23 protein-coding genes and 1 riboswitch are annotated in these 24,946 nt (G+C 35.9%); of the genes, 22 read left to right on the top strand and 1 reads right to left on the bottom strand.

Features of this window, described 5'->3' with window-relative positions:
- Window positions 1-151 precede the first annotated feature (151 nt).
- From BQ5367_RS01895 to atpC, 12 genes are all read left to right on the top strand, one after another.
- Complete coding sequence (locus BQ5367_RS01895; protein ID WP_071440588.1) at window positions 152-1,795, top strand: IS1634 family transposase; 1,644 nt, start codon at window positions 152-154, stop codon at window positions 1,793-1,795.
- Window positions 1,796-2,032: 237 nt separating this feature from the next.
- Window positions 2,033-2,653: a uracil phosphoribosyltransferase gene (gene upp, locus BQ5367_RS01890; protein WP_071440886.1), complete on the top strand. Its 621-nt coding sequence runs from the start codon at window positions 2,033-2,035 to the stop codon at window positions 2,651-2,653.
- Window positions 2,653-2,841 carry a hypothetical protein gene (locus BQ5367_RS13450; RefSeq protein WP_161940460.1) on the top strand — a complete coding sequence of 63 codons (189 nt, stop codon included), beginning with the start codon at window positions 2,653-2,655 and terminating at the stop codon, window positions 2,839-2,841. The genes upp and BQ5367_RS13450 overlap by 1 nt, the downstream gene beginning before the upstream one ends.
- The gene (locus BQ5367_RS01885; RefSeq protein ID WP_071440885.1) at window positions 2,831-3,184 is read left to right on the top strand and encodes an ATP synthase subunit I; all 354 of its coding nucleotides are present in this window, start codon (window positions 2,831-2,833) and stop codon (window positions 3,182-3,184) included. The genes BQ5367_RS13450 and BQ5367_RS01885 overlap by 11 nt, the downstream gene beginning before the upstream one ends.
- A gap of 4 nt (window positions 3,185-3,188) precedes the next feature.
- Window positions 3,189-3,905 carry a FoF1 ATP synthase subunit A gene (locus BQ5367_RS01880; protein ID WP_071440884.1) on the top strand — a complete coding sequence of 239 codons (717 nt, stop codon included), beginning with the start codon at window positions 3,189-3,191 and terminating at the stop codon, window positions 3,903-3,905.
- A 24-nt stretch (window positions 3,906-3,929) separates the two neighbouring features.
- The gene (gene atpE, locus BQ5367_RS01875) at window positions 3,930-4,178 is read left to right on the top strand and encodes an ATP synthase F0 subunit C (protein WP_071440883.1); all 249 of its coding nucleotides are present in this window, start codon (window positions 3,930-3,932) and stop codon (window positions 4,176-4,178) included.
- 18 nt (window positions 4,179-4,196) lie between these two features.
- A complete protein-coding gene (gene atpF, locus BQ5367_RS01870; protein ID WP_071440882.1) occupies window positions 4,197-4,697 on the top strand; it encodes a F0F1 ATP synthase subunit B in 501 nt (166 codons plus the stop codon).
- Window positions 4,698-4,699: 2 nt separating this feature from the next.
- Entirely contained in the window at window positions 4,700-5,236 is a 537-nt protein-coding gene (gene atpH / locus BQ5367_RS01865) for an ATP synthase F1 subunit delta (RefSeq protein WP_071440881.1), read from the top strand.
- 4 nt (window positions 5,237-5,240) lie between these two features.
- Entirely contained in the window at window positions 5,241-6,761 is a 1,521-nt protein-coding gene (atpA, locus tag BQ5367_RS01860; RefSeq protein WP_071440880.1) for a F0F1 ATP synthase subunit alpha, read from the top strand.
- Between the two features lie 2 nt (window positions 6,762-6,763).
- A complete protein-coding gene (atpG, locus tag BQ5367_RS01855; protein WP_071440879.1) occupies window positions 6,764-7,597 on the top strand; it encodes an ATP synthase F1 subunit gamma in 834 nt (277 codons plus the stop codon).
- A 13-nt stretch (window positions 7,598-7,610) separates the two neighbouring features.
- The gene (atpD, locus tag BQ5367_RS01850; RefSeq protein WP_071440878.1) at window positions 7,611-9,014 is read left to right on the top strand and encodes a F0F1 ATP synthase subunit beta; all 1,404 of its coding nucleotides are present in this window, start codon (window positions 7,611-7,613) and stop codon (window positions 9,012-9,014) included.
- Between the two features lies 1 nt (window position 9,015).
- Window positions 9,016-9,408 (top strand): ATP synthase F1 subunit epsilon, encoded by a 393-nt coding sequence (atpC, locus tag BQ5367_RS01845; RefSeq protein WP_071440877.1) that lies wholly within the window; start codon window positions 9,016-9,018, stop codon window positions 9,406-9,408.
- A gap of 66 nt (window positions 9,409-9,474) precedes the next feature.
- Here the strand turns inward: atpC and BQ5367_RS01840 are convergent, their stop codons facing one another.
- The gene (locus BQ5367_RS01840; protein WP_071440876.1) at window positions 9,475-10,290 is read right to left on the bottom strand and encodes a Cof-type HAD-IIB family hydrolase; all 816 of its coding nucleotides are present in this window, start codon (window positions 10,288-10,290) and stop codon (window positions 9,475-9,477) included.
- 145 nt (window positions 10,291-10,435) lie between these two features.
- Between BQ5367_RS01840 and BQ5367_RS01835 the strand changes: the two genes are divergently transcribed.
- The 10 genes from BQ5367_RS01835 to BQ5367_RS01790 all read left to right on the top strand — a co-directional run bounded on the left by BQ5367_RS01835 (window position 10,436) and on the right by BQ5367_RS01790 (window position 24,932).
- The gene (locus BQ5367_RS01835) at window positions 10,436-10,846 is read left to right on the top strand and encodes a GNAT family N-acetyltransferase (protein WP_071440875.1); all 411 of its coding nucleotides are present in this window, start codon (window positions 10,436-10,438) and stop codon (window positions 10,844-10,846) included.
- 149 nt (window positions 10,847-10,995) lie between these two features.
- The gene (locus tag BQ5367_RS01830) at window positions 10,996-11,301 is read left to right on the top strand and encodes a hypothetical protein (protein WP_202615245.1); all 306 of its coding nucleotides are present in this window, start codon (window positions 10,996-10,998) and stop codon (window positions 11,299-11,301) included.
- A gap of 692 nt (window positions 11,302-11,993) precedes the next feature.
- Window positions 11,994-12,066: riboswitch (Fluoride riboswitch) on the top strand.
- 189 nt (window positions 12,067-12,255) lie between these two features.
- Complete coding sequence (locus BQ5367_RS01825) at window positions 12,256-13,425, top strand: cation:proton antiporter (protein WP_235858718.1); 1,170 nt, start codon at window positions 12,256-12,258, stop codon at window positions 13,423-13,425.
- Between the two features lie 98 nt (window positions 13,426-13,523).
- A complete protein-coding gene (locus tag BQ5367_RS01820; protein ID WP_071440874.1) occupies window positions 13,524-14,945 on the top strand; it encodes a TldD/PmbA family protein in 1,422 nt (473 codons plus the stop codon).
- Window positions 14,945-16,216: a metallopeptidase TldD-related protein gene (locus BQ5367_RS01815; protein WP_071440873.1), complete on the top strand. Its 1,272-nt coding sequence runs from the start codon at window positions 14,945-14,947 to the stop codon at window positions 16,214-16,216. Before BQ5367_RS01820 ends, BQ5367_RS01815 begins: the two co-directional genes overlap by 1 nt.
- Before the next feature lie 2 nt (window positions 16,217-16,218).
- Window positions 16,219-17,445: an aminopeptidase gene (locus BQ5367_RS01810; protein ID WP_071440872.1), complete on the top strand. Its 1,227-nt coding sequence runs from the start codon at window positions 16,219-16,221 to the stop codon at window positions 17,443-17,445.
- Between the two features lie 170 nt (window positions 17,446-17,615).
- On the top strand, window positions 17,616-19,541 hold the full coding sequence (locus tag BQ5367_RS01805) for an oxidoreductase (protein WP_071441331.1): 1,926 nt from the start codon (window positions 17,616-17,618) through the stop codon (window positions 19,539-19,541).
- Window positions 19,538-21,487, top strand: coding sequence for an oxidoreductase (locus tag BQ5367_RS01800; protein WP_071440871.1), 1,950 nt, complete (start codon window positions 19,538-19,540; stop codon window positions 21,485-21,487). Before BQ5367_RS01805 ends, BQ5367_RS01800 begins: the two co-directional genes overlap by 4 nt.
- Before the next feature lie 8 nt (window positions 21,488-21,495).
- Window positions 21,496-22,905 (top strand): 6-phospho-beta-glucosidase, encoded by a 1,410-nt coding sequence (locus BQ5367_RS01795; protein WP_071440870.1) that lies wholly within the window; start codon window positions 21,496-21,498, stop codon window positions 22,903-22,905.
- Between the two features lie 125 nt (window positions 22,906-23,030).
- On the top strand, window positions 23,031-24,932 hold the full coding sequence (locus BQ5367_RS01790; RefSeq protein WP_071440869.1) for an oxidoreductase: 1,902 nt from the start codon (window positions 23,031-23,033) through the stop codon (window positions 24,930-24,932).
- Window positions 24,933-24,946 lie beyond the last annotated feature (14 nt).

The following is a 24,946-nucleotide window of genomic DNA, read 5'->3' as shown; positions in this document are numbered from 1 at the left end:
CGTTAACTTAATTTAGTTTTATACATCTATAAAAAAGAAAAAATATAAATAGCTCAAATAGGTGATAAAATAAGCGTATTTGAGCTTTTCTGTTCGGAAAGAGTATGATATAATAGATGTATAAATATACATCTATAGAAAGGATGATTTTATGCATCAAAATCCTGTGGATTTACCTGAAAGAACAGTCATCATAAAAGGCAGAAGTGGCAGTTATGTGTACTTGACACAAAGGGTTAAATATTCGCCAGAATTAAAACAAACCAGACCAGTAAGAGTAGCTATTGGAAAACTTAACGAAGAAGGAAAGCTGATTCCAAACAGGAACTATTTTGAAATATTTCCATATGAACAGAATGAACCCGGAGATAAAGCAGACTTCGTTATTGCGGGACCTCATTTTGTGGCGGACAAGATAAGTGCTGGGAATGGATTAAAAGAACTGCTGGAGACGATTTTCAAAGATGATTCGGACAAGATCCTGGATATAGCGACATATATGATGATGAGCGAAAATAACGTAATGCAGTATTTTGAAGACTATGGATATAATCACACATTGTTCAGTGCAGAGAACTTCGATGATAATGCGATAGGAAGACTGTTTAAAAAAATAAAAGTAAAGGATATCGATTTGTTCATCAGATCGTGGGTACATATGCATGTTGAGAAGCAAATCTATATAGCTTATGATTCGACGAATATGAACAGTGCTGCAGGAAATCTTGAATTGGCAGAATACGGACATGCGAAGGATCGTGATGAATTACCGCAAGTGAATTTATCAATAGGATATAATCAGACGGATCAGGTGCCTTTATTCTATGAATTGTTTCCGGGAAGCATCATCGACAATACGGAATGTGAAAAGATGGTGGAGAGAGCCCGGCAGTACGGATGCAGGGAAATAGGATTCATACTGGACAGGGGATATTTTTCATTACGGAATATAAGGTATTTCGAAAAGCATAATTATGACTATATACTGATGACGAAGGGGAATGCAAAGTTCATACAGGAAGCGGCAGAAGAAGCAGGAGCAGTATTAAAGAACGGATATTCAAATTATATGCAGGGATACGAACTGTACGGGATGACAGTAGAGAAGGATTTATTCAATACAGGAAAAAAAGAATATGTGCATGTATATTATAATGGAATAGAAGCGGAAAAAGAAAAGATTACGATCAATAACAGATTCAATAAGATGGATGAGGAGTTAGAGAAGAAGAAAGAGAAAAAGATAAAGAAAGCAGAAGATGTGAAAAGCTATGAGAAATATTATCGATTGGGATTTGATGAGAATGGATACTTCATGAATTATCAAAGAAAAGATAACGAAATCATGAAGCTGATAAATAAAGCGGGATATTTTGCGATAGTGACGTCAAAAAAGATGAGTGCAGAAGAAGCGCTGGAAACATATCGGGATAGGGATGCGGTGGAAAAGATATTCAGGATGGAAAAGACATATTTAGGGAATGATGTATTCAGAGTACATTCGGAAGAGAAACTTGAAAGCAAAGTGTTCGTATCATTCATAGCATTGATTATCAGGAATGAGATTTATCAGTCATTAAAGGAATTGTATAAAACGAATAGAAAAGAGTACACAGTACCGAAAGTATTGAAAGATTATGAACGGCTGGGAGTAACTAAATTAGCGGATGAGAAATATCATATAAGATATCGACTGACAAATAAGCAAAAAAAGATATTAAAGGCACTGGGAGCAACAGAAGAAGAATACAGGAAGTTTGTAAATGAACAAATGGATATGTTAGTTAATAATTAACATATCCATTTTATATAGATGTATAATTTTTTGAGAAGTTGACGCTATAAGAAAAAATGATCTAAAATATAGACGGAATCGTCTATAAGCGGTATAATCTGATGGTGTCAACAATACCGTTCATAATAAAGGATGGATTGTTTGTGAGGTGAAGCTGTTATATCTGCGAATTTACTTGGAAATTTGTTATACAAATGGTAGAATATATTAAATGCAGAAAGAAGGAGAAGACGAATTATGTTAAAAGTACTTGATCATCCACTAATTACACATAAGCTGGCTATTATGCGTGACAAAGACACTTCTACAAAGGATTTCAGACAGAATCTTGACGAAATTGCAGGATTGATGGCTTATGAAATTTCTCGTGATTTTCCAACAAAGAAAATTGAAGTTGAAACACCTATGGGACCTTGTACAACTAAAGCTTTATCTAAAGATATTGTACTTGTTCCGATTTTAAGAGCAGGGCTAGGAATGGTTTCTGGTATCCTGGATCTTGTTCCGACAGCTAAGGTGGCACATATAGGTTTATATCGTGATGAGGAAACGTTAGAACCTCATGAATATTTTGCAAAATATCCTAAGAATATGGAAGACGCAGTTGTTATGATCGTAGATCCGATGCTGGCAACGGGAGGAAGTGCCAATGCAGCAATCACAATGGTGAAAAAACAAGGGGCACGTAACATTCGTCTGGTTTGCCTGGTAGGTGTTCCTGAAGGTGTTCGTGCTGTTGAAGATATGCATCCGGATGTAGATATCTATCTGGCAGCATTGGATGATAAGCTTAATGAAGTGGGATATATCGTTCCGGGACTTGGAGATGCAGGCGATCGTATTTTCGGTACTAAGTAGTGAGTGGATTTAAGGCGGTCTATCGATTTATGGCTCGTCTTGTCATCGGAAGTTTTATCGCAATCTGGCTAGGATTAAAGCTGGATAGTTTGTTGAATATATCTCCGATGATGCTGATCTTGTTTCTTGTGTATGTAGTCATTGGAAGTTTATATCTGCTTGTAAAGGAGTTATCTTGTGGAAAATAAGTTAAGAATGTTGAAAAAAGTTGGCATGATTTCTATAGGGATTACTATAGTTGTAATGCTGATATCACTGTTTTTTTGGGATAAAAGTGTTACAGTAGGAATTGGGCTTGGCTGTATGATAGGGCTCATTGGTTTTAATATGATTGTCCAATGGGGGTTTCGGGTCCAAGAAGCAAGTAGTGTCCGTTCGGCCTTTTTCGGCTACTTATTAAGATATTTCTTTTATGGGTGTATGTTTGTTTTAAGTTATTATATGGGAGCAAACCTGCTAGGATTACTAGTAGGTTTTATATGCCATAAAGTAAGCGTTTACATTTATTCGATATGTGATGGCGGGAGGTGATAATTTGTATGATGCTTTTGATGGAATCGTAATTCATTTGGGAAACTTTGAATGTGCGATTCATACCAGTGTGTTAGTCTGGTTATGTATCTGTTTTTTGGCAGGTATCGTGCTGGTAGCAGCTGGAAACAAATTTAAAAAAGCAGATATCAGCAAGGCGCCTAGCGGTATAGTACTTGTTTTTGAACAGGCAGTAGGTCTGATTACATTTATTGTTGGAAACTCGCTTGGAAAAAATACTAGAAAATATTTATGGTTTTATGGAACTTGTATGATTTTGATGCTGTTAAGCAATCTAAGCGGACTTTTAGGTCTTCAGCCTCCAACAAGTAATTTAAGCGTAAACGTAACATTGGCAGTGACCATGTGGCTGATCATTCAATCAACAAGTCTTAAGGAAAAAGGACTGATTGGTAAGTTAAAGGGATGGTGTGAACCGCTTTGGCCATTATTCCCGTTAAACGTACTGGGAGATTTTACATTGCCTTTATCGCTTTCCTTGCGTCTATTTGGAAATCTTTTAGGCGGTACGATCATTATGGGATTAGTTTATTCACTATTTAGTGTTTTGAATTCCTTTTTGAATGGTTTAGGAATAGCCTTATTTGTAGTTACCCCTTTCCTGCATGCATACTTTGATATATTTGCAGGATTTATTCAGACGTATATATTCTTTACTTTATCAACATTCTTCCTAGCTCAAGAGTTACCGGAAGAATAACCACATCGACAGGAGGTAAAAAAGATGGGAGAATTTAATCAGTATTTTGTAGCCGGTATGGCGGTTTTAGGTGCTGGCATTGCGATGATCGCAGGACTTGGTCCAGGTATTGGTGAAGGTATCGCAGCAAGTAAAGCTTGTGAAGCAGTAGGTCGTAATCCGGATGCAGAAGGAAAAATTCGTAATATGATGGTATTAGGTATTGCTCTTTCTGAAACAACAGGTATTTATGCATTGATCATTGCACTGCTGCTTATTTTCTTAAAGGCATAAGCGGTTTGTGAGGATATCATGAATATTAATATAGAGAATTATCTTCGGCTTAATTTTACAGACATGATCCTCATTTTAATATCAACTCTTTTAATTTGTCTTATTGCGAAAAAATATTTTTGGCATTATGTCTTAGAATATCTGGATAATCGTAAAAAACTGATTCAAGATGAGTTAGATAACGCTAAAAAGAGTGAACAAGAGGCTGAAGAATATAAGCAAAAATATGCTCAACAGCTGAAAAGTGCGAAATCCGAAGCCAATGCAATCTTAGATAAAGCCAGAGAAGAAGCAAATGTACAAAGAGATCAGATTGTTGAGAAAGCTCAGCTTGAGGCAAAGATGAAACTAGAAAAAGCACAGCAAGATATTGAAACAGAAGTGCATCATGCAAAGAAGCAGATTCAAGAAGAAATTACAGAGGTTGCATTTATGGCAGCCCAGAAGATTCTTGAAAAAGAAATTGATGAAGAGACACAGAAAAACTATGTTGAAGCGTTCATCAAAGAGGATAAATAGTTATGACAGATTCACTAGCAAAGGCGTATGCACTTGCTTTATTTGAAATCGCTGTAGATGAAGGTAAGTGCAAAGAATATCGTCAGATCATGCATGAGTTAAAAGAAACCTTTGATCAGAAGTTTGTTCAGCTTTTATCTCATCCAAAGATAAGCAGGAAAGAAAAGAAAGCATGTATTGATAAAGTATATGGGAAATCTTTGGATCCTGTATTTATTCATTTTCTTAAGGTTCTTATTGATAAGAATCGTTTTCAGTATGCAACAGCTATCTGTGATGAATTTGATCAGAAATATATCGAATATTTTAATATCATACAGGCTTTTGTTTATAGTGCCTGTAAATTGAGTGAAGATGAAAGACAACGTCTTGAAATAAAGCTAAAAAACAAGTATCAGTGTCCGATTGAATGTTATTATCAGGTTGATCCCTCTCTTATAGCGGGTATCAAGGTCGTGATTCAGGATGAGGTAATGGATAACACCGCAATCAATAGATTAAATAAAATGAAAGAGCACATCAATGTTAAGGTGAGGTGAACGCATGGGCATAAAAGTAGATGAAATCAGCAAGATCATTAAAGATCAGATCTTGCATTATGATGATAAATTAGAAGAAAGTGAAACAGGCAGCGTCATAACTGTAGGTGATGGAATTGCTCTGATTCATGGCTTGAGTGATGCGATGGCGGGCGAACTGCTGCTGTTTCCTCATGAAGTATATGGCATGGTGCTTAACCTCGAAGAGGATCATGTCGGAGCAGTATTGATGGGTAGTGATGTGCTGATTGGTGAAGGTGATATCGTAAAGCGTACAGGTAGAATTGTAGAAGTACCGGTGGGAGATGCTCTTCTTGGCCGTGTCGTAAATGCTTTAGGACAGCCGATAGATGGTAAGGAAGCGATTCATACAGATAGAACAAGACCGATAGAGAGAGTAGCGCCGGGAGTTATGACTCGTAAATCAGTACATCAGCCTTTACAGACAGGTATCAAGATCATTGATTCAATGATTCCGATTGGAAAAGGACAGCGTGAGCTGATCATTGGTGATCGGCAAACAGGTAAAACTGCGATTGCGATTGATACGATCTTGAATCAAAAAGGTAAAAATGTAAATTGTATTTATGTCGCAATTGGTCAAAAGGCAAGTACAGTTGCGCAAATTGTTGAAAAATTAAGACAGAATGGTGCCATGGAATATACAACAGTTGTCAGTGCAACTGCCAGTGAATTAGCGCCTTTGCAGTATATTGCACCATACAGTGGTTGTGCAATGGGTGAAGAATGGATGGAACAGGGAAAAGATGTGCTCATTGTTTATGATGATTTAAGTAAACATGCAGTTGCATATCGAACACTTTCACTGTTATTAAAGCGTCCTCCAGGAAGAGAAGCTTATCCAGGTGATGTTTTCTATCTGCATTCAAGACTTCTTGAAAGAGCCGCTAAAATGAGCGAAGAATATGGCAGTGGATCATTGACGGCCTTGCCAATCATTGAAACACAAGCAGGCGATATATCTGCTTATATTCCAACAAATGTCATATCTATTACAGATGGACAGATTTTCTTACAGAGTGAATTATTCAATGAAGGAATTCGCCCGGCAGTAGACAGTGGTTTATCTGTTTCTCGTGTCGGTGGCAGTGCTCAAGTAAAAGCGATGAAACAGGTAAGCAGCTCACTTAAGCTGGAATTGGCACAATATCATGAAATGCAGGCATTTTCTAAATTCGGTAGTGATCTGGATGAATCAACGAAGCAAATATTGGAGCATGGTGCAAAACTTACAGAATTGTTGAAACAGCCACAGTATGAACCAATGCCGCTTGCTGAACAGATTTTGTCATTATTTGCCGCAAAGAACAGTTATCTGAAAAAGATAGACGTAAAAAATGTACGTCGTTATGAAAAAGAAATGTTGAAAATGATGAGAAATGAACATTCAGAAATCTTAGATGAAATCGTAAACAAAGAAATGATTGATGATCAGTTGAATGAAAAGATCAAAGATGTTTTGAATAAGTTTACAGCTGATTTCATTTCAGAAATTGAGGCATGATCATGAGTGGTTCTCAATTAGCTATCAAAAATAGAATTCGCTCGATTGAATCAACGATGAAAATCACAAAGGCAATGCAATTAGTTGCAGCCAGTAAATATCAGCGTCAAAAAGAGCGAATGAGTAAAAATAAAGAATATGCGATTGAACTGAAAGAATTATTAGATAGTATCTTAGCGAATATTGATAACAGTGATCATCCTTATTTGAAAAAAAGAGAAGATGATCATCCATGTACAATCATTTATACAAGCGATATGGGATTATGTGGAAGCTTTAATGCCAATATATTTAAACTGATAGAAAATGAATGTTCACATGATGAAGATATGATCATGCTGGGAACTCGTGGAGCTGGATGGATCAAAAATAAAGATTATCATGTTATACAAACACTTATACAGTTAGAAGATGATTGTTATTCTGATATAGTTTCATTGGCAGAACAGTTACTGGAGAAATATTTGAATGGTGAAATAACTTCTATTCATGTCATATATACAGAATTTAAAAATCCAATAACATTTATTCCACATAAGATCAAAATTCTTCCTATAGAAAAAAAGAAAAAAGATGGATATAAAGCGGAAACAATTTTTGAACCATCAGAAGAAGAGATTCTTGAAAGACTCATTCCTATGGCAGTTAAAAGTATTCTTTATAGTTATTATCTGGAAACAAAAACCAGTGAACAGGCAAGTAGAAGAACATCCATGGAAAATGCGTCAGATAATGCTCAGGAATTAAAAGATACATTAACTTTACAGTATAATCAGGCACGTCAAGCGGCAATTACACAGGAAATTACCGAAATTGTTGCAGGAAGTGCTACCTAGGAAAGGAGCAATTATGGCAGAAAATATTGGAAAAATCGTTCAAGTAATCGGACCGGTTGTCGATATACATTTTGAAGGACTTCTTCCAGCACTATTAAATGCAATAGAAATTGAAAATAAGCATACCTCTTCAAAGCTAGTGGTTGAAGTAGCACAGCATATTGGAGATGATCGTGTTCGTTGCATTGCAATGGGTGGAACAGATGGTTTAGTCAGAGGAATGGATGCGGTTGATACGGGTGCTCCTATCAGTGTTCCAGTAGGTGAAGAGGTATTGGGAAGAATGTTTAATGTGTTAGGTGAGGTCATTGATGAAGGTGAACCTTTACCTGAGACCGTAAAGAAAATGCCAATTCACAGACCAGCTCCAAGCTTTGATGAACAACAGACAACAGCTGAGATATTTGAAACAGGTATTAAAGTAATTGATTTACTTTGTCCATATCCTAAAGGAGGCAAAATTGGTCTTTTTGGTGGAGCGGGAGTTGGTAAAACCGTATTGATACAGGAATTAATTCATAACATTGCGACAAAACATGGCGGTTTATCAGTAGTTGCCGGTGTTGGTGAACGAACTCGTGAAGGAAATGACTTGTATCATGAGATGAAAGATTCTGGGGTATTGGATAAAACGGTCTTGGTTTATGGACAAATGAATGAATCTCCAGGAGCAAGAATGCGTGTAGGTTTAAGCGCACTTACAATGGCAGAACATTATCGTGATGTCAATCATCAGGATGTACTTTTGTTTATTGATAATATTTTCCGTTTCACACAAGCTGGAAGTGAAGTGAGCGCCCTTTTAGGAAGAATGCCAAGTGCTGTAGGCTATCAGCCAACATTGGCTACTGAAATGGGTCAATTACAAGAACGAATCACTTCTACAAAAAATGGTTCGATCACTTCTGTTCAGGCAATTTATGTGCCGGCAGATGATTTGACGGACCCAGCACCAGCAACAGCTTTTAGCCATCTGGATGCGAAGACCGTATTGGATCGTTCAATTGCCGCACTAGGCATTTATCCTGCAGTTGATGCTCTTGATTCTACTAGTAGAATGTTAGATCCATTAATCGTGGGAGAAGAACATTATGAAGTAGCAAGAGGTGTTCAGGAACTCTTACAGAAATATAAAGAGCTTCAGGATATTATTGCGATACTAGGAATGGATGAATTAAGCGAAGAAGATAAGATCATTGTAAATCGTGCTCGTCGTGTTCGTAACTTCTTATCACAGCCATTCTTTGCTGGTGAACAGTTTACAGGTATGCAAGGAAGATATGTTTCTAAGGAAGATACCGTTCGCTCTTTCAAAGCCTTATTGAATGGTGAATATGATGCTTATCCAGAAGCAGCCTTTATGTTTGTCGGATCCATTGAAGAAGTAGTGGAAAAAGCAAAGAGTCTAGGTGAATAATATGATTCATGTAAAAATCGTAACTCCCAGTGGTCTTTATCACACATTTGAAGCTAGCAAGATTCATGCCTGTACGGCATATGGAGAATGTACTCTTTTGCCCAATCATATGCCCATTGTTGCCATGCTTGAAATATCAAAATTAACGTTGACAGTTGATGAAAATGAAAAGGACTTTGCGATTTCCAGTGGTATCCTTCATTTAAATGATAATCAGGCATATATTTTAGTAGAGACAATTGAAGGTAAAGAAGAGATTGATCTGGAACGTGCGAAAAGAAGTGCTGAACGTGCAAGAAAAAGACTTGAGAAGAAAGATGCTAATACTTCAATTCGAAGAGCAGAGGTATCTTTGCAACGAGCATTAAATAGGATCAATATTAAAAATAGTTAAATAACGATTCTCTTTGAAAAGAGGGTCGTTTTTATATAAAAAGACCTACTTTTGATAAGTAGGATCTTATAAAACAAATTTTTCAAGAATGTCTGCAACTGCATTTTCATCATGACTTAGTGGTGAAACATAATCACAAACTTTCTTTATATCTTCATGAGCATTAGCTACACAGGTGCCAATACCAGCTGTTTCAATCATCGATATATCATTATAGTTATCACCAATAGCTAGAGTATCTTCTAATGGAATATCTAATAATTGAGTCAATTCTTTTAAAGCAGCACCTTTGCTGATGCCTGTAGCAGTGAATTCCATATAACGATTACTTGAATAGGCAATCGTAGTATTGCTCTTGATTTCATCACTTAACTTTGATTCTAAAGAAAATAAAACATTCATATCAGCATGCTGATACATCACTTTAACAATTTCCTGATCTTTAAGAAAATCAATATTGTTATCGTTACATAAAACGGCATCCTTTTTAAACATTAACAGCCATTTCTTTTCATCTTCATTCGTATTAAAAGAATATACATCTTTAGAAGTAAATACTTGTACACATAGGTTTAATTCAAAACCTAACTCTATGATCTTTTCAGCAATTACATTAGAAAGTTTATGAAAAGAAAGTTCTTTACTATTCTTATTTTCAGTAATAATGGCACCATTATTTGAAATAACATACTCATTTTCTTTATTGTAGACATCTAAAGTTATTAATATATCATCAATATAGGAATAACCTCTACCTGTAGCACAAACAAACTTAACTCCTTTAGCTCTTGCTTTTTGAATGGCATCATTATCTTTTACACTTATTTTTTTATCACTCGTCAGTAATGTTTCATCTAAATCACATACAATTAATTGAATCATAATTTCTCCTTTATTTTGCACAAAGTCTATTTTACATATAAATAAGATAAAAAGGTAGTAGTAAAATCGTTTTCTTATATAAATTGTAAGCTAAAGATTGATAATGATGCTTTCGTTATATAAAATGAATATAAAAGGAGGGAGTATGATGAATATAACTTTCTGTGATCATATATATGATGCAAATGAAATATTGGCTTTATATGAAAGTGTTGGGTGGAATAACTATACGCATGATCTGAACATGCTTAAAAATGCTTATCAGCACTCTTTATGCATCATAAGTGCTTATGTAGAAAAGAAACTAGTGGGTGTTATTCGTGCTATCGGAGATGGATTTTCAATGATTTATATACAAGATCTCATCGTACACCCTGATTATCAAAAAAGAGGAATCGGGAAGGCATTGATAAATATGTTGCTTGAAAAATATAAAAATGTTTATCAGATCATTTTATTGAGTGATGAAGATAATACAGGTTTCTATGAGAAAACAGGATTTAAGAAAGCAAGTGATATGGGTTGCTGTACTTTTATAAAAATGAAGGGAAAATAAGATATGGATGTAAATGTATGTTTTGAGAAATGGTTAAATATTTTGCGTATAAAGAATCAATGGGATGTAAAACTAGAAATGATTAGTGACCCGGAGTTTAAAAAAAAGGTGATTTTAAAATAGACTGTGATGATCGCAAGGCTATTTTATTGTTGAATGAACGTAATCCACGTCAAGAAAATTTTGAAGAAGTCATTGTTCATGAACTTCTTCATCTTAAACTTTATCCTTTAGATCAGATTACGGAAGGACTTATTTATTCTAATTATGAAGAAGGCAGCAAGGCCTTTGATTTCGCATATGCTCAGTTTATGACATCTTTAGAAATCACTGTGGAAGAATTGACAAAGTGTTTTCTTATGCAATATGGGGATAATAAGGAATTGTCTTATGGACGATGTAAAGATATGAAAAGCTTTGATGAACTATTCGATGGGTTAAAGCCGTTGAAATAAAAGTGAGGACTTACATAGGTAGGTGTTATGGATTTTTGAAAGACCTAATGCCTCAAATATTTTATAATATGGTTGTGAGCTAGGTTACGGATTACTATCTCGCTTTCTATGCTTAATCGTTTTTAGAGGATGATTTATGTATATTAATCATTAGACACTTTTAATTCTTTCACTTAACCAGCACTATTTCCTTGCTCATATATGGTATAAATTCAAAAGTTTACTAGCCTCACAACCCATGGGACTTACATACTTTAGAGTAATGCCCGAATTATAAAATTGAAATAATCAGATTGAAAAATATTGTAGTATCTTTTATAATAAGGCTGTGAGATAGTTTTTTGGTTGGGCTATCTCGTTTTTTTATATACAGATAGCTTTATCATCACTTCAAGAAGCCGTCTTACTGCATGAATCAGTAAACGTAATTCTTTCATCAGATTCACTATATAAAGTACCTTTACCTTCCTGCAATCGATAACCTGTAGGCTCAGGTGCTTTATTCTACCTCACAAGCCATGGGACTTACATACTTTAAAGTAATGCCCAATTGTATTTAGCTTTATGTCCCCCTACTATTATATATCCATCAAAAATTCAAATTTCCCACTTTTTCTTAAAAAAAATGCTTTTTTTAATAATAACATTTAGAAATAAAATTAGATGTTGAAGAAATGGGATACTTGTGGTAGAGTAGTCATGGGAATGATGTTCTCCCTTGGCTTTTGCCTAAACCGCAACTATGCTGATGACATCTGTATGTTTTTTTCATACAGTTCATCAGCTTTTTTTATATATTAGGAAATTTCATTTTTTGATTGATAGAAAGATGATAAAAGAAAATAAAAAAAGTTAAGTGTGATTTATGTTATGATAATATATATCATCAATTTGAAATTATAGTATCATCATATCTATTATTATGATATAATATCATCATTTTCTTGTGGAGGTATGAATGTGTTATTAAGTGTAGGATTGATTTTGATCATGGGGATGTTTTTTGGGGAGTTATTTAAAAAACTAGGTTTACCTTCCTTGATTGGTATGCTTCTATGTGGAATCTTGTTAGGTCCATCTGTATTTAACTGTTTAGATACATCCATTTTAAATATATCGGCAGATATACGAAAAATTGCTTTGATCATTATATTGACACGTGCCGGTTTAAATTTAAGTATTGAAGATTTAAGAAAAGTGGGTCGATCTGCATTTTTAATGTGTTTTGTACCGGCTTGTTTTGAGATTTTAGGAATGGTTATAGCAGCACCTTTATTTTTAGGAATGAATCTTCTTGATTCATTGATTTTAGGAAGTGTGATTGCAGCCGTATCACCGGCAGTGGTCGTACCAAAGATGTTGAAGCTGATGGAAGAGGGGGCAGGAACGAAAAAGGGCATTCCACAATTGATCATGGCTGGAGCAAGTGTCGATGATGTTTTTGTGATAGCGCTATTTACTTCATTTACATCATTGGCTAGTGAGTCTGCTTTTTCATGGAATCATCTAGTGAATGTGCCTATTTCAATTATAAGTGGTATTTTAGGGGGTATCCTTGTAGGAATCCTTATCGCATGGATATTTAAAAAATGGGAATTGAATCGCATGATGAAAATTATAATGGTATTAGGATGCTCACTTCTTATGGTATCTTTGGAAGATAAAAGCGGATTGCCGTTTGCCTCTTTGATCGGTGTGATGAGCATGGGGGCTGCACTTCAAAGAAAAAGTGAAGTGAATGCGACTTTATTGTCTAAAGATTATTCAAAGATGTGGATCGCTGGTGAGATTTTCTTGTTTGTACTTGTAGGTGCAGAGATTGATCTTCAGTATGCTTTAACACTTGGCTTTGCACCAATATTCTTAATATTGGCAGTTCTTTTATTTAGAATGGCAGGAGTCTTTATTTGCCTGTTGAAAACTAATTTGAATATGAAAGAACGACTGTTCTGTATGATTGCTTATTGCCCAAAAGCAACAGTACAGGCGGCTATTGGATCAGTTCCTTTAGCAATGGGACTAACTTGCGGACAAAGCGTTTTAACGGTAGCTGTATTATCTATTTTGATCACAGCACCTCTAGGAGCATTTGCGATTGATAAAACATATCAGAAGCTTTTATGATCATTTAAAAAGATATGCAACTAATGGTTGAATTTGTTTATTTCGATAGACAATAAAATAAAATAAGAGTAAAATCTTACACATAGGAGGGTTGATATATGCAAGTCAAAATGTCAGAATATCTGATAGAAATCAAACCTAAAATCAAGGAATTGATCACTCTTTTAGATAATGAATTTGAATATGTTAGTGTATTATGTACTGATGTATCGGGTACTAGCTATCGTGTAGGACAACGACAGACAAATGTTGGTGATTATGGTTTTGGTGAAAGAGGATTTGTCGTACGTGTCTATGAAAATGGAAGCTACTGTGAATATTCTTTCAATGAATGTGAAGATGTGAAAGCATGCGCTAAAACAATTGCTTCAGTTTTAAAGGATGAACTTAGAGCATTGGAAAAGCTAGGAGTTTCTAAGATGGAATCTCCATTGATTCATGAAGAAGAAATAACTGAATCGATGGTCAATGAAATTGAAGTGAATCCAGAAGAAATGAGTGCTGAGGATATATTGGCTCATTTGAAGAAGATCAGTGATGCTGGCGCCAAGCATGAAGAAGTCATTGAGTTTCAGGCAGCGATGCAGTTTGCTCATGTCAACAAAATGTTTTTATCTGATAAAAAGGATCTGATGCAAAGCTATGCTTATGCAGAGGGAATGGCTGCAGCAATAGGAACCAATGGTGAAAAGACAGAAGTGGCTTATGAATCTTTTTCAGGGCTGAAAGGTGCTGAAATTTTAGATGAAATGGATAATAAGGTAGAAAAAATCATTCAAGATCTAAATGATAAGCTGAATGCAGAAGCGGTAGTGCCAGGTATGTATGATGTGATCACAACACCAGAGGTTACGGGTTTGATTGCTCATGAAGCATTTGGACATGGTGTCGAAATGGATATGTTTGTGAAAGAGCGTGCTTTGGCGAAGGATTATATTGGTAAGCAAGTAGCCAGTGATATTACTTCAATGAGAGATGGAGCTTTAAGTGCTTCACAGGTCAGCAGTTATTTGTTTGATGATGAAGGTACATTGGGCAGTGATACTACGATCATTGACCATGGAACTCTTGTTACGGGTATCAGTGATATATTAAGTGCAATGCGTTTAAATACGAAACCTACGGGTAATGGCAAGCGTGAAAGTTTTGAAAGAAAAGCTTATACGAGAATGACTAATACTTTGTTTACTACGGGTACAGATTCTTTAGAAGATATGATTGCTTCTATTGAACATGGTTATCTATTAGAAGGTATGGATTCTGGAATGGAGGATCCAAAGCATTGGGGAATCCAATGTGTTGTAGCTATGGGCAGAGAAATCAAAGATGGTAAACTGACAGGAAAGGTAGTGGCTCCAGTTACCTTAACGGGTTATGTACCGGATTTACTGAAGAGCATTTCGATGATTTCAAATGATTTTGCAATGTTTGGCAGTGGAGCCTGTGGTAAAGGACATAAAGAATGGGTCAAAGTAAGTGATGGTGGTCCTTATTTGAAGTGTAAAGTGAGGTTAGGCTAATGAAAAAAGAACTTTATTCAATATTAAAAGAAAGTAAAGCCAGTGATTTCATCATCAAAGAAATTACGACATATTCACAGGAAGCCTTCTTTATTGGCCAAAAATTGGATATGAGCCGTGCCAAAGAAGTGACTCATACGATGGTAACGGTCTATGTAGATAGTGATGATAAAAAATATCGTGGCAGTGCTACTAAGGAAATTCATCCAACATATAGTGTAGAAGAAATAAAAAAAGAAATTGATAAAGCTATTTTTGCTGCTCAGTTTGTTTTAAATCCATGGTTTCCATTAGTTGCTGATCAGCAAAGTGAAGGCAGTGACTTAGATGTAAATCTGACAGAAGAACTTGTAAAGATTTGTGAAGCCATGCAGAAGGTGAAGGCAGGTAAGAATGAAAAAGTCAATTCTTATGAGATCTTTGTTAATAAAAAGAAAACACATATCCTTAATTCTCAAAATGTAGATGTTACTTTCTATGGTTTTGACTGTGAAGTAGAGGCTGTCATCAATACAAGTAAGGAAGGTCATGAAATTGAACTTTTAAAAGATTTACGTTTTGCCAATAAAAAGAGCGAAGAAATCACATCTGAAATAGAAAAGATGTTTATTAGCGGTGAAGCTCGTCTTAAAGCTGTACCAACAAAGAAAAATGAACATGCGAATGTTATCTTAAGTGGTGATGATGTCGTTCAATTCTTCCAGTATTTTACTTCACATACCAATGCCTCAAATCAGTTCATGGGCGTTGCTAAGGCTAAGATCAATGAAAAAATGACTGGTGAAAACGCTGATGATCTAACGATCGAGTTAAAGGCCACTATGGATGGTTCTACAAAAAATGATGCCTATGATATGGATGGTAATCCAATAAAAGATCGTGTGCTCTTTGATAAAGGGGTATGTAAAGCATTCTGGGGAAGTGTCCAGCATGCTCATTATATCCATATGGAAGATACGACATCGATCAATAATGTTATCGTACATGGTGGAAGCATGAGCATGGATGACATGAAAAAAGAACCTTATTTAGAAGTTACGGATTTTAGTGCTTTTATCATGGACCCGATTAGTGGAAACTTTGGCGGTGAAATTCGTTTAGGATATGAAAAAGACGATAAGGGTGTCTATCCGATCGTTGGAGGATCAATATCCGCTAATTTTTCTAAAGTATTAAAGAATATGAAATTTTCAAAAGAAACACGACAAATCAATAATTATATCGTACCTTGTGCCGTATATTTACGTGATGTAGTCGTAGCAGGAGAATAAATATGAATCAAAAAATTTATGAAGAATATGCGAAACTCGCAGTTGAAATTGGAATTAATTTAAAAGAAGGACAGGATGTAGAAATTACGGCATCTACCAAGTGTGCTGATTTTGTTAAGGAAATCGTTAAAGTTTGTTATGCTGATAAAGCAAGAAGTGTGAAGGTTGAATGGCTCAATGAAGAAATTGATAAACTTCGCTGGTTATATGAAGATGAGAAAGTCATGTCTGAAGTATTGACTTGGCAGGAAGAGAAAGCAAAACATCGTGCAGAAACACTGCCTTGTAAGATTTATGTAGATGATGCTGATCCAGATGCATATAATGGGATTGATTTAAAGAAATATGCAGCTGTTAGAAAAGCTCGTTATTCTATATTGAAAAAATATAGTGATATGGAAGATAACAGAAATCAGTGGGTAATCGTTGCCATTCCTTCTGTTAAGTGGGCAAAAAAGGTATTTCCTGCATTGAGTGATGATGAAGCTGTCAGTAAATTATGGGAAGCAATTATTAAAACAATGCGTCTTGATCAAAAGGATCCCGTTCAGGCATGGAAGGATCATATTGATGATTTACAAGAAAAAAGCAATAAATTAAACGAGATGAATCTTGATTATCTGGAGTATAAATCAAGTAATGGAACAGATCTGACATTAAAGTTACAGCCAAATCATTATTGGATCAGTGCTCGTGAAACAAATATGTTAGGAAATGATTTTACAGCGAATATGCCAACAGAAGAAGTATTCACGATGCCAAAACGAGATGGTGTCGATGGTGTTGTGGTATCTACGAAACCTTTATCTTTACAGGGACAGTTAGTAGAAAACTTCAAGGTTACTTTTAAAGATGGTAAATGCGTTGAAGTTACTGCAGAAAAAGGACAGGATGTTTTAGAAAATATGTTGAATATGGATGAAAACTCTCGTCATCTTGGTGAAGTAGCTTTAGTACCATATGATTCACCGATTAATCAGACAGGTCTTCTTTTCTCAAATACTTTATTTGATGAGAATGCCTGCTGTCACTTAGCTTTTGGTGAAGCCTTCAAGAATAATATTCGTGGTTATGAGAACATGAGTGAAGAAGATTTCAAGAAAGTTGGTTTCAATGAATCTATTAACCATGTAGATTTTATGATTGGCAGTGATGATTTGGATATCGTTGGTGTTGATCATAATGGAAATAGATATCAGATCTTTAAGAATGGTGTTTGGGCAATATAAGATATATAAGAAACGTTATGTGTAAAAGCATGACGTTTTTTCGTTTTGCCTCTTTGCGGTGCAAATTTAATGAATTTTCTTTAAAGTTGCATAACCCTCGTGCAAGAGTGAAGCTTGAAAGATAGCTTTATTTCAGAAATAATGATATCAGAGGTGATAATGTGAAAGAAATGAAATATCCAAATTTATTTGCTCCTTTACAAATAAATGGAGTCATGTTGAAAAATCGAATTATAGCTGCACCAATGGGAGTGCCGAAGGCTATGCTGGTTTCTTCCACGTATTATGGAGGCATTTCATTGCCAGACAAAGCTAGGGGAGGCAGTGGTGCAGTTGTTGTTTCCAGCTATGGTACTGCAGATATTGCGAAATGTTCGAGTCCTTTTGATAAATATGCTCGAGATGTGACAAGAGAAACATGGTCACTTCTTGAGGAAGGTGGTGCTGTCGGAGTCATGGAGTTTAGTTTTCATCCGTTAAAAAATGATGATGGAACGATTCAGGCACCGAGTGATGGTATTGCTTATACATGTGAAAAAGCAAAGGCCATGACTCATGAACAGATGCATATGCAGATTAAAGAATTATGTGAAGAATGTAAAAAGGCAAAAGAGTTTGGGATTCGAATGATCATGCTTCATTTTGGTCATGATTCACAATGCTCAATCTTTTTATCCCCTGTATGGAATCAACGTAATGATGAATATGGGGGCAGTGTGGAAAATCGAACTCGTTTTGCCAGAGAAGCGTTGATGGCAGTTAGAAAAACAGTAGGTAAGGATTATCCAATCATGGTACGTGTTTCACGCCAGTTAGTAATTCCAGAAACTTATTCAGAAGATGATATGCTTTATTTTATCAATTCTGTAAAAGATATCGTTGATATTTTTAATATTTCTGCAGGTATGGATTGCTATGGTGGCGATGTTGATCATTATGAAGCAAATGTATATACGCATACGACAATTTTTGAACCACGATATTATAATCTTGCTTTTGCTCAAAGAGTAAAAAAAGAAACTGGAGCTATGGTGTGCCTTGTTGGAGGGATTTCTGATCCAAAAATTTGTGATGAAATGATTGGTGAAGGTAAAATTGATGCAGTCATGCTAGGAAGACAATTAGTTGCGGATCCATATTGGCCACTTAAAGCAGAAAAAGGATTAGATGAAGATATCGTTCCTTGTTTACGCTGCCTAAATTGTTATCATATCGCAACAGAACATGCGAATGTTCAATGTTCTGTAAACCCACGTTTTCGCCGTGAAAATAGGGTACCTTTAAAAGAAGAAAAAAGTGAGCATCCAAAAAAGGTCGTTGTTGTAGGTGGCGGACCTGCGGGCATGAAAGCAGCATTAAGTGCAGATGCAAAAGGACATCATGTACTTTTGATAGAAAAGGCAAATGTTTTAGGTGGTCAGTTGAATGTTGCTGATAAAGGCGTTTATAAAGAAGATCTGCATAAATTTAAAGAATATCTGATACATCAAATTGAAAAAAGTCATGTTGAAGTAATGCTTTCTACTTGTGCTGATCGTGAACTTTTAGAGTCACTTCAGCCAGACGATGTGATCATTGCGATAGGTGCAGATTATATAACACCTCCTATCAAAGGTGTTGAACAAGCAAGACAGGCAGTGGATGCTTATGAAACTGGTTTAGAGAACATCTATGGTAAAACAGTTGTAATTGGTGGAGGAACAATAGGAACTGAATTAGCGCTAGAGCTAGCGGAGCAAGGAAAAGAAGTCCATATTGTCGAGATGGGTGATACTTTATGTGCAAAAGGGAATAAACTTTATCGTATTGCTTTACGACATCATATGGAAAAATGTGAACGATTGTATAGCCATTTGAACTCACAAGTAATTGAAATAACAGATAAAGGAGTCTTGGTAGAGAATAAGGAAGGAAAACAGATTTTCATTGAGGCAGATCATGTATTCCTTAGCGTTGGCTTGCGTTCAAAGAAAAAAGAAGCCTTTGATTTGTATGGTGTGACACCAGAAACAACGATGATAGGAGACTGTCGAAGTGTTGCAACGGTGATTGAAGCAGTTAATGACGGATATTTTGCAGGAGTAAATGTAAAATGACTTTAAAATATCCACATCTTTTTGAACCGATACAAATTAACTCATTACGGTTTCCAAATAGAATTGAAATAGCACCAATGGGAAATGGTGTACCTGAAATCTGTGAAGAATTTGGTCAGTCAGGAGCCTCTGTAATGACTCTTGGCAGCTGGCAGATCGATGATGAATGGTCACAGCTGATGGGTTATCCTAATCCGTTTATCAAACCTAAAGGACAGCAGGTACATGGGTTAGAAGGTCCTAAAAAGCTGCGACAACAGATGCTGGCTTTACAGCGTTATGGCATGTATGCTTCAGTAGAACTGATTCATGCAGGACGGTACGCTCACAATTTTCCTAAAGACTCAGGAAAAGAAGGACATGCGATCGGACCGATCACGGAAACATATCTTCATAAAAAAGGATTCATGATTCATGTACAGGGAATGGATGAAGCTATGATCCAGCACGTTGTAGATAATTATGCGAAAGCGGCTGTAAACTTTAAAAATTTTGGCTTTGATATGATCATGCTTCATTTTGCCCATGGATGGTTACCTTATCAGTTTTTATCACCGACTTTCAATAAGCGAACAGATCAGTATGGCGGCTCTTTTGAAAACCGTGCACGTTTTCCCCTTTTGATATTAAAAAAGGTTAGAGAGGCAGTGGGAAAAGACTATCCGATCGAACTAAGAGTCGGAGCGAGAGAATATCGAGATGGTGGTTTTGACATAGATGAATGCATTCGTTTTGTTCAGCTTGCTGAACCCTATATCGATTTAGTGCATGTATCAGCAGGCTTAGACTCAGAACCAGAACTATTCCATCATTGTGTATCTAAAAATTTTAAACCACATCTTGATAAAATTGATTTAGCACGTCAAGTGAAACAGAATGTAAAAGTCCCAGTTGTACTTGTAGGTTCAGTGATTTTGCCAGAAGAGGCAGAATATGCAATTGCATCTAAAGCCTGTGATCTTGTGGCAATCGGACGTGAAGCAATGGTAGATCCGGATTGGCCTAAAAAGGCATATGAAGGCAGACAGGAGGATATTTATCCATGTTTAAGATGTGCTAGCTGTAGTGAACAAAATGGTATGGGCTGTGCCAGCAATCCAAGGTATGGAAACTATTCGTGGGTAGAAAAAGACCTAAAGAAAGCTGAAACTAAAAAACATATCGTTGTTATTGGTGGTGGACCAGGCGGTATGCGGGCGAGCATTACGGCTGCACAGCGAGGACATCAGGTAACACTGATCGAAAAAGAAGGAGAATTAGGTGGACAGATCCGGCATTTTCAAAAAGATCGCTTCAAAACTGATTTAGATATTTTCTGTAGATTTCTACAGGGACAGGTAAACAAATATCCGATCAAAGTTCTTTTAAATACTAAAGCAACTCCCAAGATGGTACAAGAATTAAATCCAGATGCCTTGATATTGGCTTTAGGGGCAGAACCCATATCGCCTACTATCAAGGGATTAGAAAGTACTCAAGCTAAGGTAATGCAAGCCATTGATGTATATGCCCATCCTGAACAAGTTGAAGGAGAAGTAGTAATTATTGGTGGCGGTGCTACAGGAATTGAAACAGGTATCTATTTAGCGGATGAGGGACATCATGTCAGTGTGGTAGAAATTGCCGATCAGATAGCAAAACAGGAACAAGATATTAATTGGCGAAGCCAGCTTGATTGGATCTTGAAACAAGTTGATTGTACGCCTTATACCTCATCTAAGGTGGTTGAAATAAAAAATAAAAGTGTCGTCATTGAAAAAAATAAAAAACTTAAAGAAATCAAAGCAGATACAATTGTCCTTTCAGTAGGCTTTAAACCAAGATCTCAAGAGGCAGACAGTTTTTATGGTATTACATATCATACATTTAAAATTGGCGATTGTTATAAAGTAAGAAAACTGGGACAGGCAACAAATGAAGGATATTTTCGAGTAATAAAATTATAGGAGGAAGTATGACATTAAGAAAAGATTTTTTATGGGGCGGTGCAGTAGCCGCTAATCAGTGTGAAGGTGCATGGAATGTAGATGGTAAAGGAATGAGCACTGCGGATTGCATGGTTGCATCACACCATGGCGTACAGCGTGAATTTACAGATGGGATCATAGAAGGCAAATATTATCCGAATCATGAAGGTATTGACTTCTATCATCATTATAAGGAAGATATTAAATTATTTGCGGAAATGGGTTTTAAATGTTTCCGTTTGTCAATTGCCTGGAGCAGGATTTTCCCAAATGGTGATGATGAAACACCTAATGAAAAAGGATTAGAATTTTATGATCACGTGTTTGATGAATGTTTGAAATATGGTATTGAACCTGTTGTTACGATTTCTCATTATGAAACACCTTATGCCTTAGTAGAAAAATATGGTACATGGCGTAATCGTAAAATGATTGATTTTTACTTAAGATTCTGTGAAACAATCTTTAAAAGATATAAAAATAAAGTGAAATATTGGATGACATTTAACGAGATCAATGTAAATGGCTTTTTTCCAGAAATGACAATGGGATTGCGTATCAAAGAAGATGAAAATCGTAATCAGGTAATCAAACAGGCATCACATTATGAATTTGTAGCAAGTGCCAAAGCAGTAAAAATGGGACATGAAATCAATCCGGAGTTTAAAATTGGAATGATGATGATGTATCCGACCTTTTATGGTGAAACTTGCAAACCAGAAGATCAGCTTTGTGCTATGGAACAGATTGATAAGCAGTATTATTTCTCTGATGTACAATGTCGTGGCTATTATTCAAATAAGGCAAAGGCATCATGGAAAAAAGAAGGCGTTGTTCTTGATATAACTGATGAAGATGAAAAAGCATTAAAAGAGGGAGTTGTAGATTATATTGCCTTCTCCTATTATAATTCTAATGTGGCATCTTCCAGAGAAGATGTAGAATGTACAGATGGTAATATGGTAAATGCGGTAAAAAATCCTTATTTGAAAGCAAGTGACTGGGGATGGCAAATTGATCCGATTGGTCTAAGAATTGCTCTTAATAATTTATATGATCGTTATCAAAAACCAGTATTTATCGTTGAAAATGGATTAGGTGCAAAAGATCAGGTTAAAGAGGATGGAAGCATTGATGATGATTATCGTATTGAATATTTAAAAGCTCATATTCAAGCTATGAAAGATGCGGTAGAAGAAGATGGTGTAGATTTGATGGGATATACACCATGGGGACCTATTGACCTTGTTAGCTGTGGTACCGGTGAAATGCAGAAGCGTTATGGATTTATTTATGTAGACCGTGATGATCTAGGCAATGGAACCCTGAAAAGAAGCAAGAAGAAAAGTTTTGACTGGTATAAAAAGGTCATTGAAACAAATGGTGAAGTATTATAATCTAATTAAAACTGATAAAAAAACACTCACTTTTTAGTGAGTGTTTGCCCTTTCTCAGGGCAAAAGATGAAATAGAAAAAAGTCATATTTTATTTGATAATAAAGTTAGAAAAGAGGGTCAGAACATGAAATATAAAAATTTATTTGCTCCATTAAAAGTAAATAGCATGATTCTGAAAAACAGAATTATTGCAGCTCCTATTGGTGAAGAATTTTCTGAGAAGGCACTTGGCGGTGCGGCACTTGTTATTTGCGGACATACGATCGTAGAGCCTGGAAGGAGCAGTTTTGCCAGTGGGAATGAACAAAGCGGTTTTTTTAAATATGAAGTGGAAAAAACACAAGAAAAGATTCGTCAATGTCATCGTGCAGGTGCTCGGGCATCAATTGAAATTTTTCATGCAGGACAATATGCACGAGTATTACCTGGTGAATATGCAGTAGGACCATGTTCATTTATACGTGAGGATGGTGTTGAAGTAAAGGCTTTAGATAAAGAAGGAATGGAAAGAATTGCTAATTTATATGCCCAAAGCGCTTTGGATGCGAAAAATTTAGGGTTTGATGCCATATTCTTGCATTTTGCTCATGGATGGCTACCAGCTCAATTTATTTCACCTTTATTTAATCATCGTAGTGATGAATATGGTGGAAGTCTTGAAAACAGGGCTAAATTTCCATTAATGATTCTTGAAAGAATTCGTCAGACAGTAGGTCCAAATTATCCGATTGATATGCGTATCTCAGGTGAAGAATGCGTTCCTGGTTCGATTGAATTTAAAGACACGTTACAATTTATCTTAATGGCGGAGCCTTATATTGATTCAGTACAGATTTCCGCAGGTCTTGACATCAATCATGAAGGTAATGTTCGTATGGCTACAACAAATTTCTGTGAACATATGCCAAATGTTAAATGGGCAAGAGAAGTAAAGAAACATGTGAAAAAAATTAAAGTTGCCGTTGTCGGGGCAATTATGAATCCACAGGAAGCAGAAGATCTGATTGCTAATGAAGAAGTAGATTTAGTTGCTTTTGGACGTAGTTTTATTGCGGATCCATATTGGCCAAACAAGGCAAGAGATGGAGAAGCAGAAGACATTGTTCCTTGTATTCGCTGTTTACAATGCTATCATATTTCAACAAATCGGCGTAATGTTGGCTGCTCGGTAAATCCACGTTATCATAATGAACGTTTTATAGAAAAAGAATTAAAACCATGTGAAAAGCAAAAAAAGGTCGTAGTGATCGGTGCAGGGCCAGCAGGCATTATGGCGAGCATTACAGCTAGCAAACGAGGACATCATGTTATCTTGCTAGAAAAGGAAAACAAGGTTGGAGGTACTTTGAATTTAATTTCTAAGGAATATTATAAAGAGGATATTCGTGCTTATCTAGATTATTTGAAAAATCAGCTGGCTAAGTCAACAGTCGAAGTACATCTTTCATGTGAGGCTGATCCACAAATGGTAAAAGAAATGAAGCCGGATGCTTTAGTCATTGCTGTTGGTGGTAAACCTGTGTCAATTCCTATAAAAGGAAGTGAGCAGCACCATGTGATCAGCTATGTACAAGCTTTGGAAAATGAATCTCTGATTGGTGATTCACCACTTATTATAGGTGGTGGAACGATTGGTGCAGAATTAGCATTAGAGTTAGCGGAATTGAAAGGTAAGCACCCAGCAATCGTAGAATTAACGGATACATTGGCAGCACAAGGCAATATGTTGTACCGAATTGCTTTACGTCAGAAATATGAATCATTAAAAGAACCGATTCAGATTCATTATCAAACAAAATGTATTGAAATCAAAAATGATGAAGCAGTTCTTCAACATCAGGATGGTTCATTGGAAACTATAAAAGCAGATACCGTAATCATGTGTGTGGGCGTGAGAAGTGATCGTAGTCTAGTAGAATCTTTCTATGATATTACTCCAGAGATATATGAAGCGGGAGATGCTGTAAGAACAAGAAAAATACAGGAAGCTGTATTTGAAGGATACGGTATTGGTGCTATTATATAACACAAAAAAAACAC

Source organism: Traorella massiliensis (assembly GCF_900104665.1).
Classification (GTDB): Bacteria; Bacillota_I; Bacilli_A; order Erysipelotrichales; family Erysipelotrichaceae; genus Traorella; species Traorella massiliensis.
The sequence above is the reverse complement of the archived record's forward strand: the minus strand, read 5'-3'. Positions and strand labels throughout refer to the sequence as shown.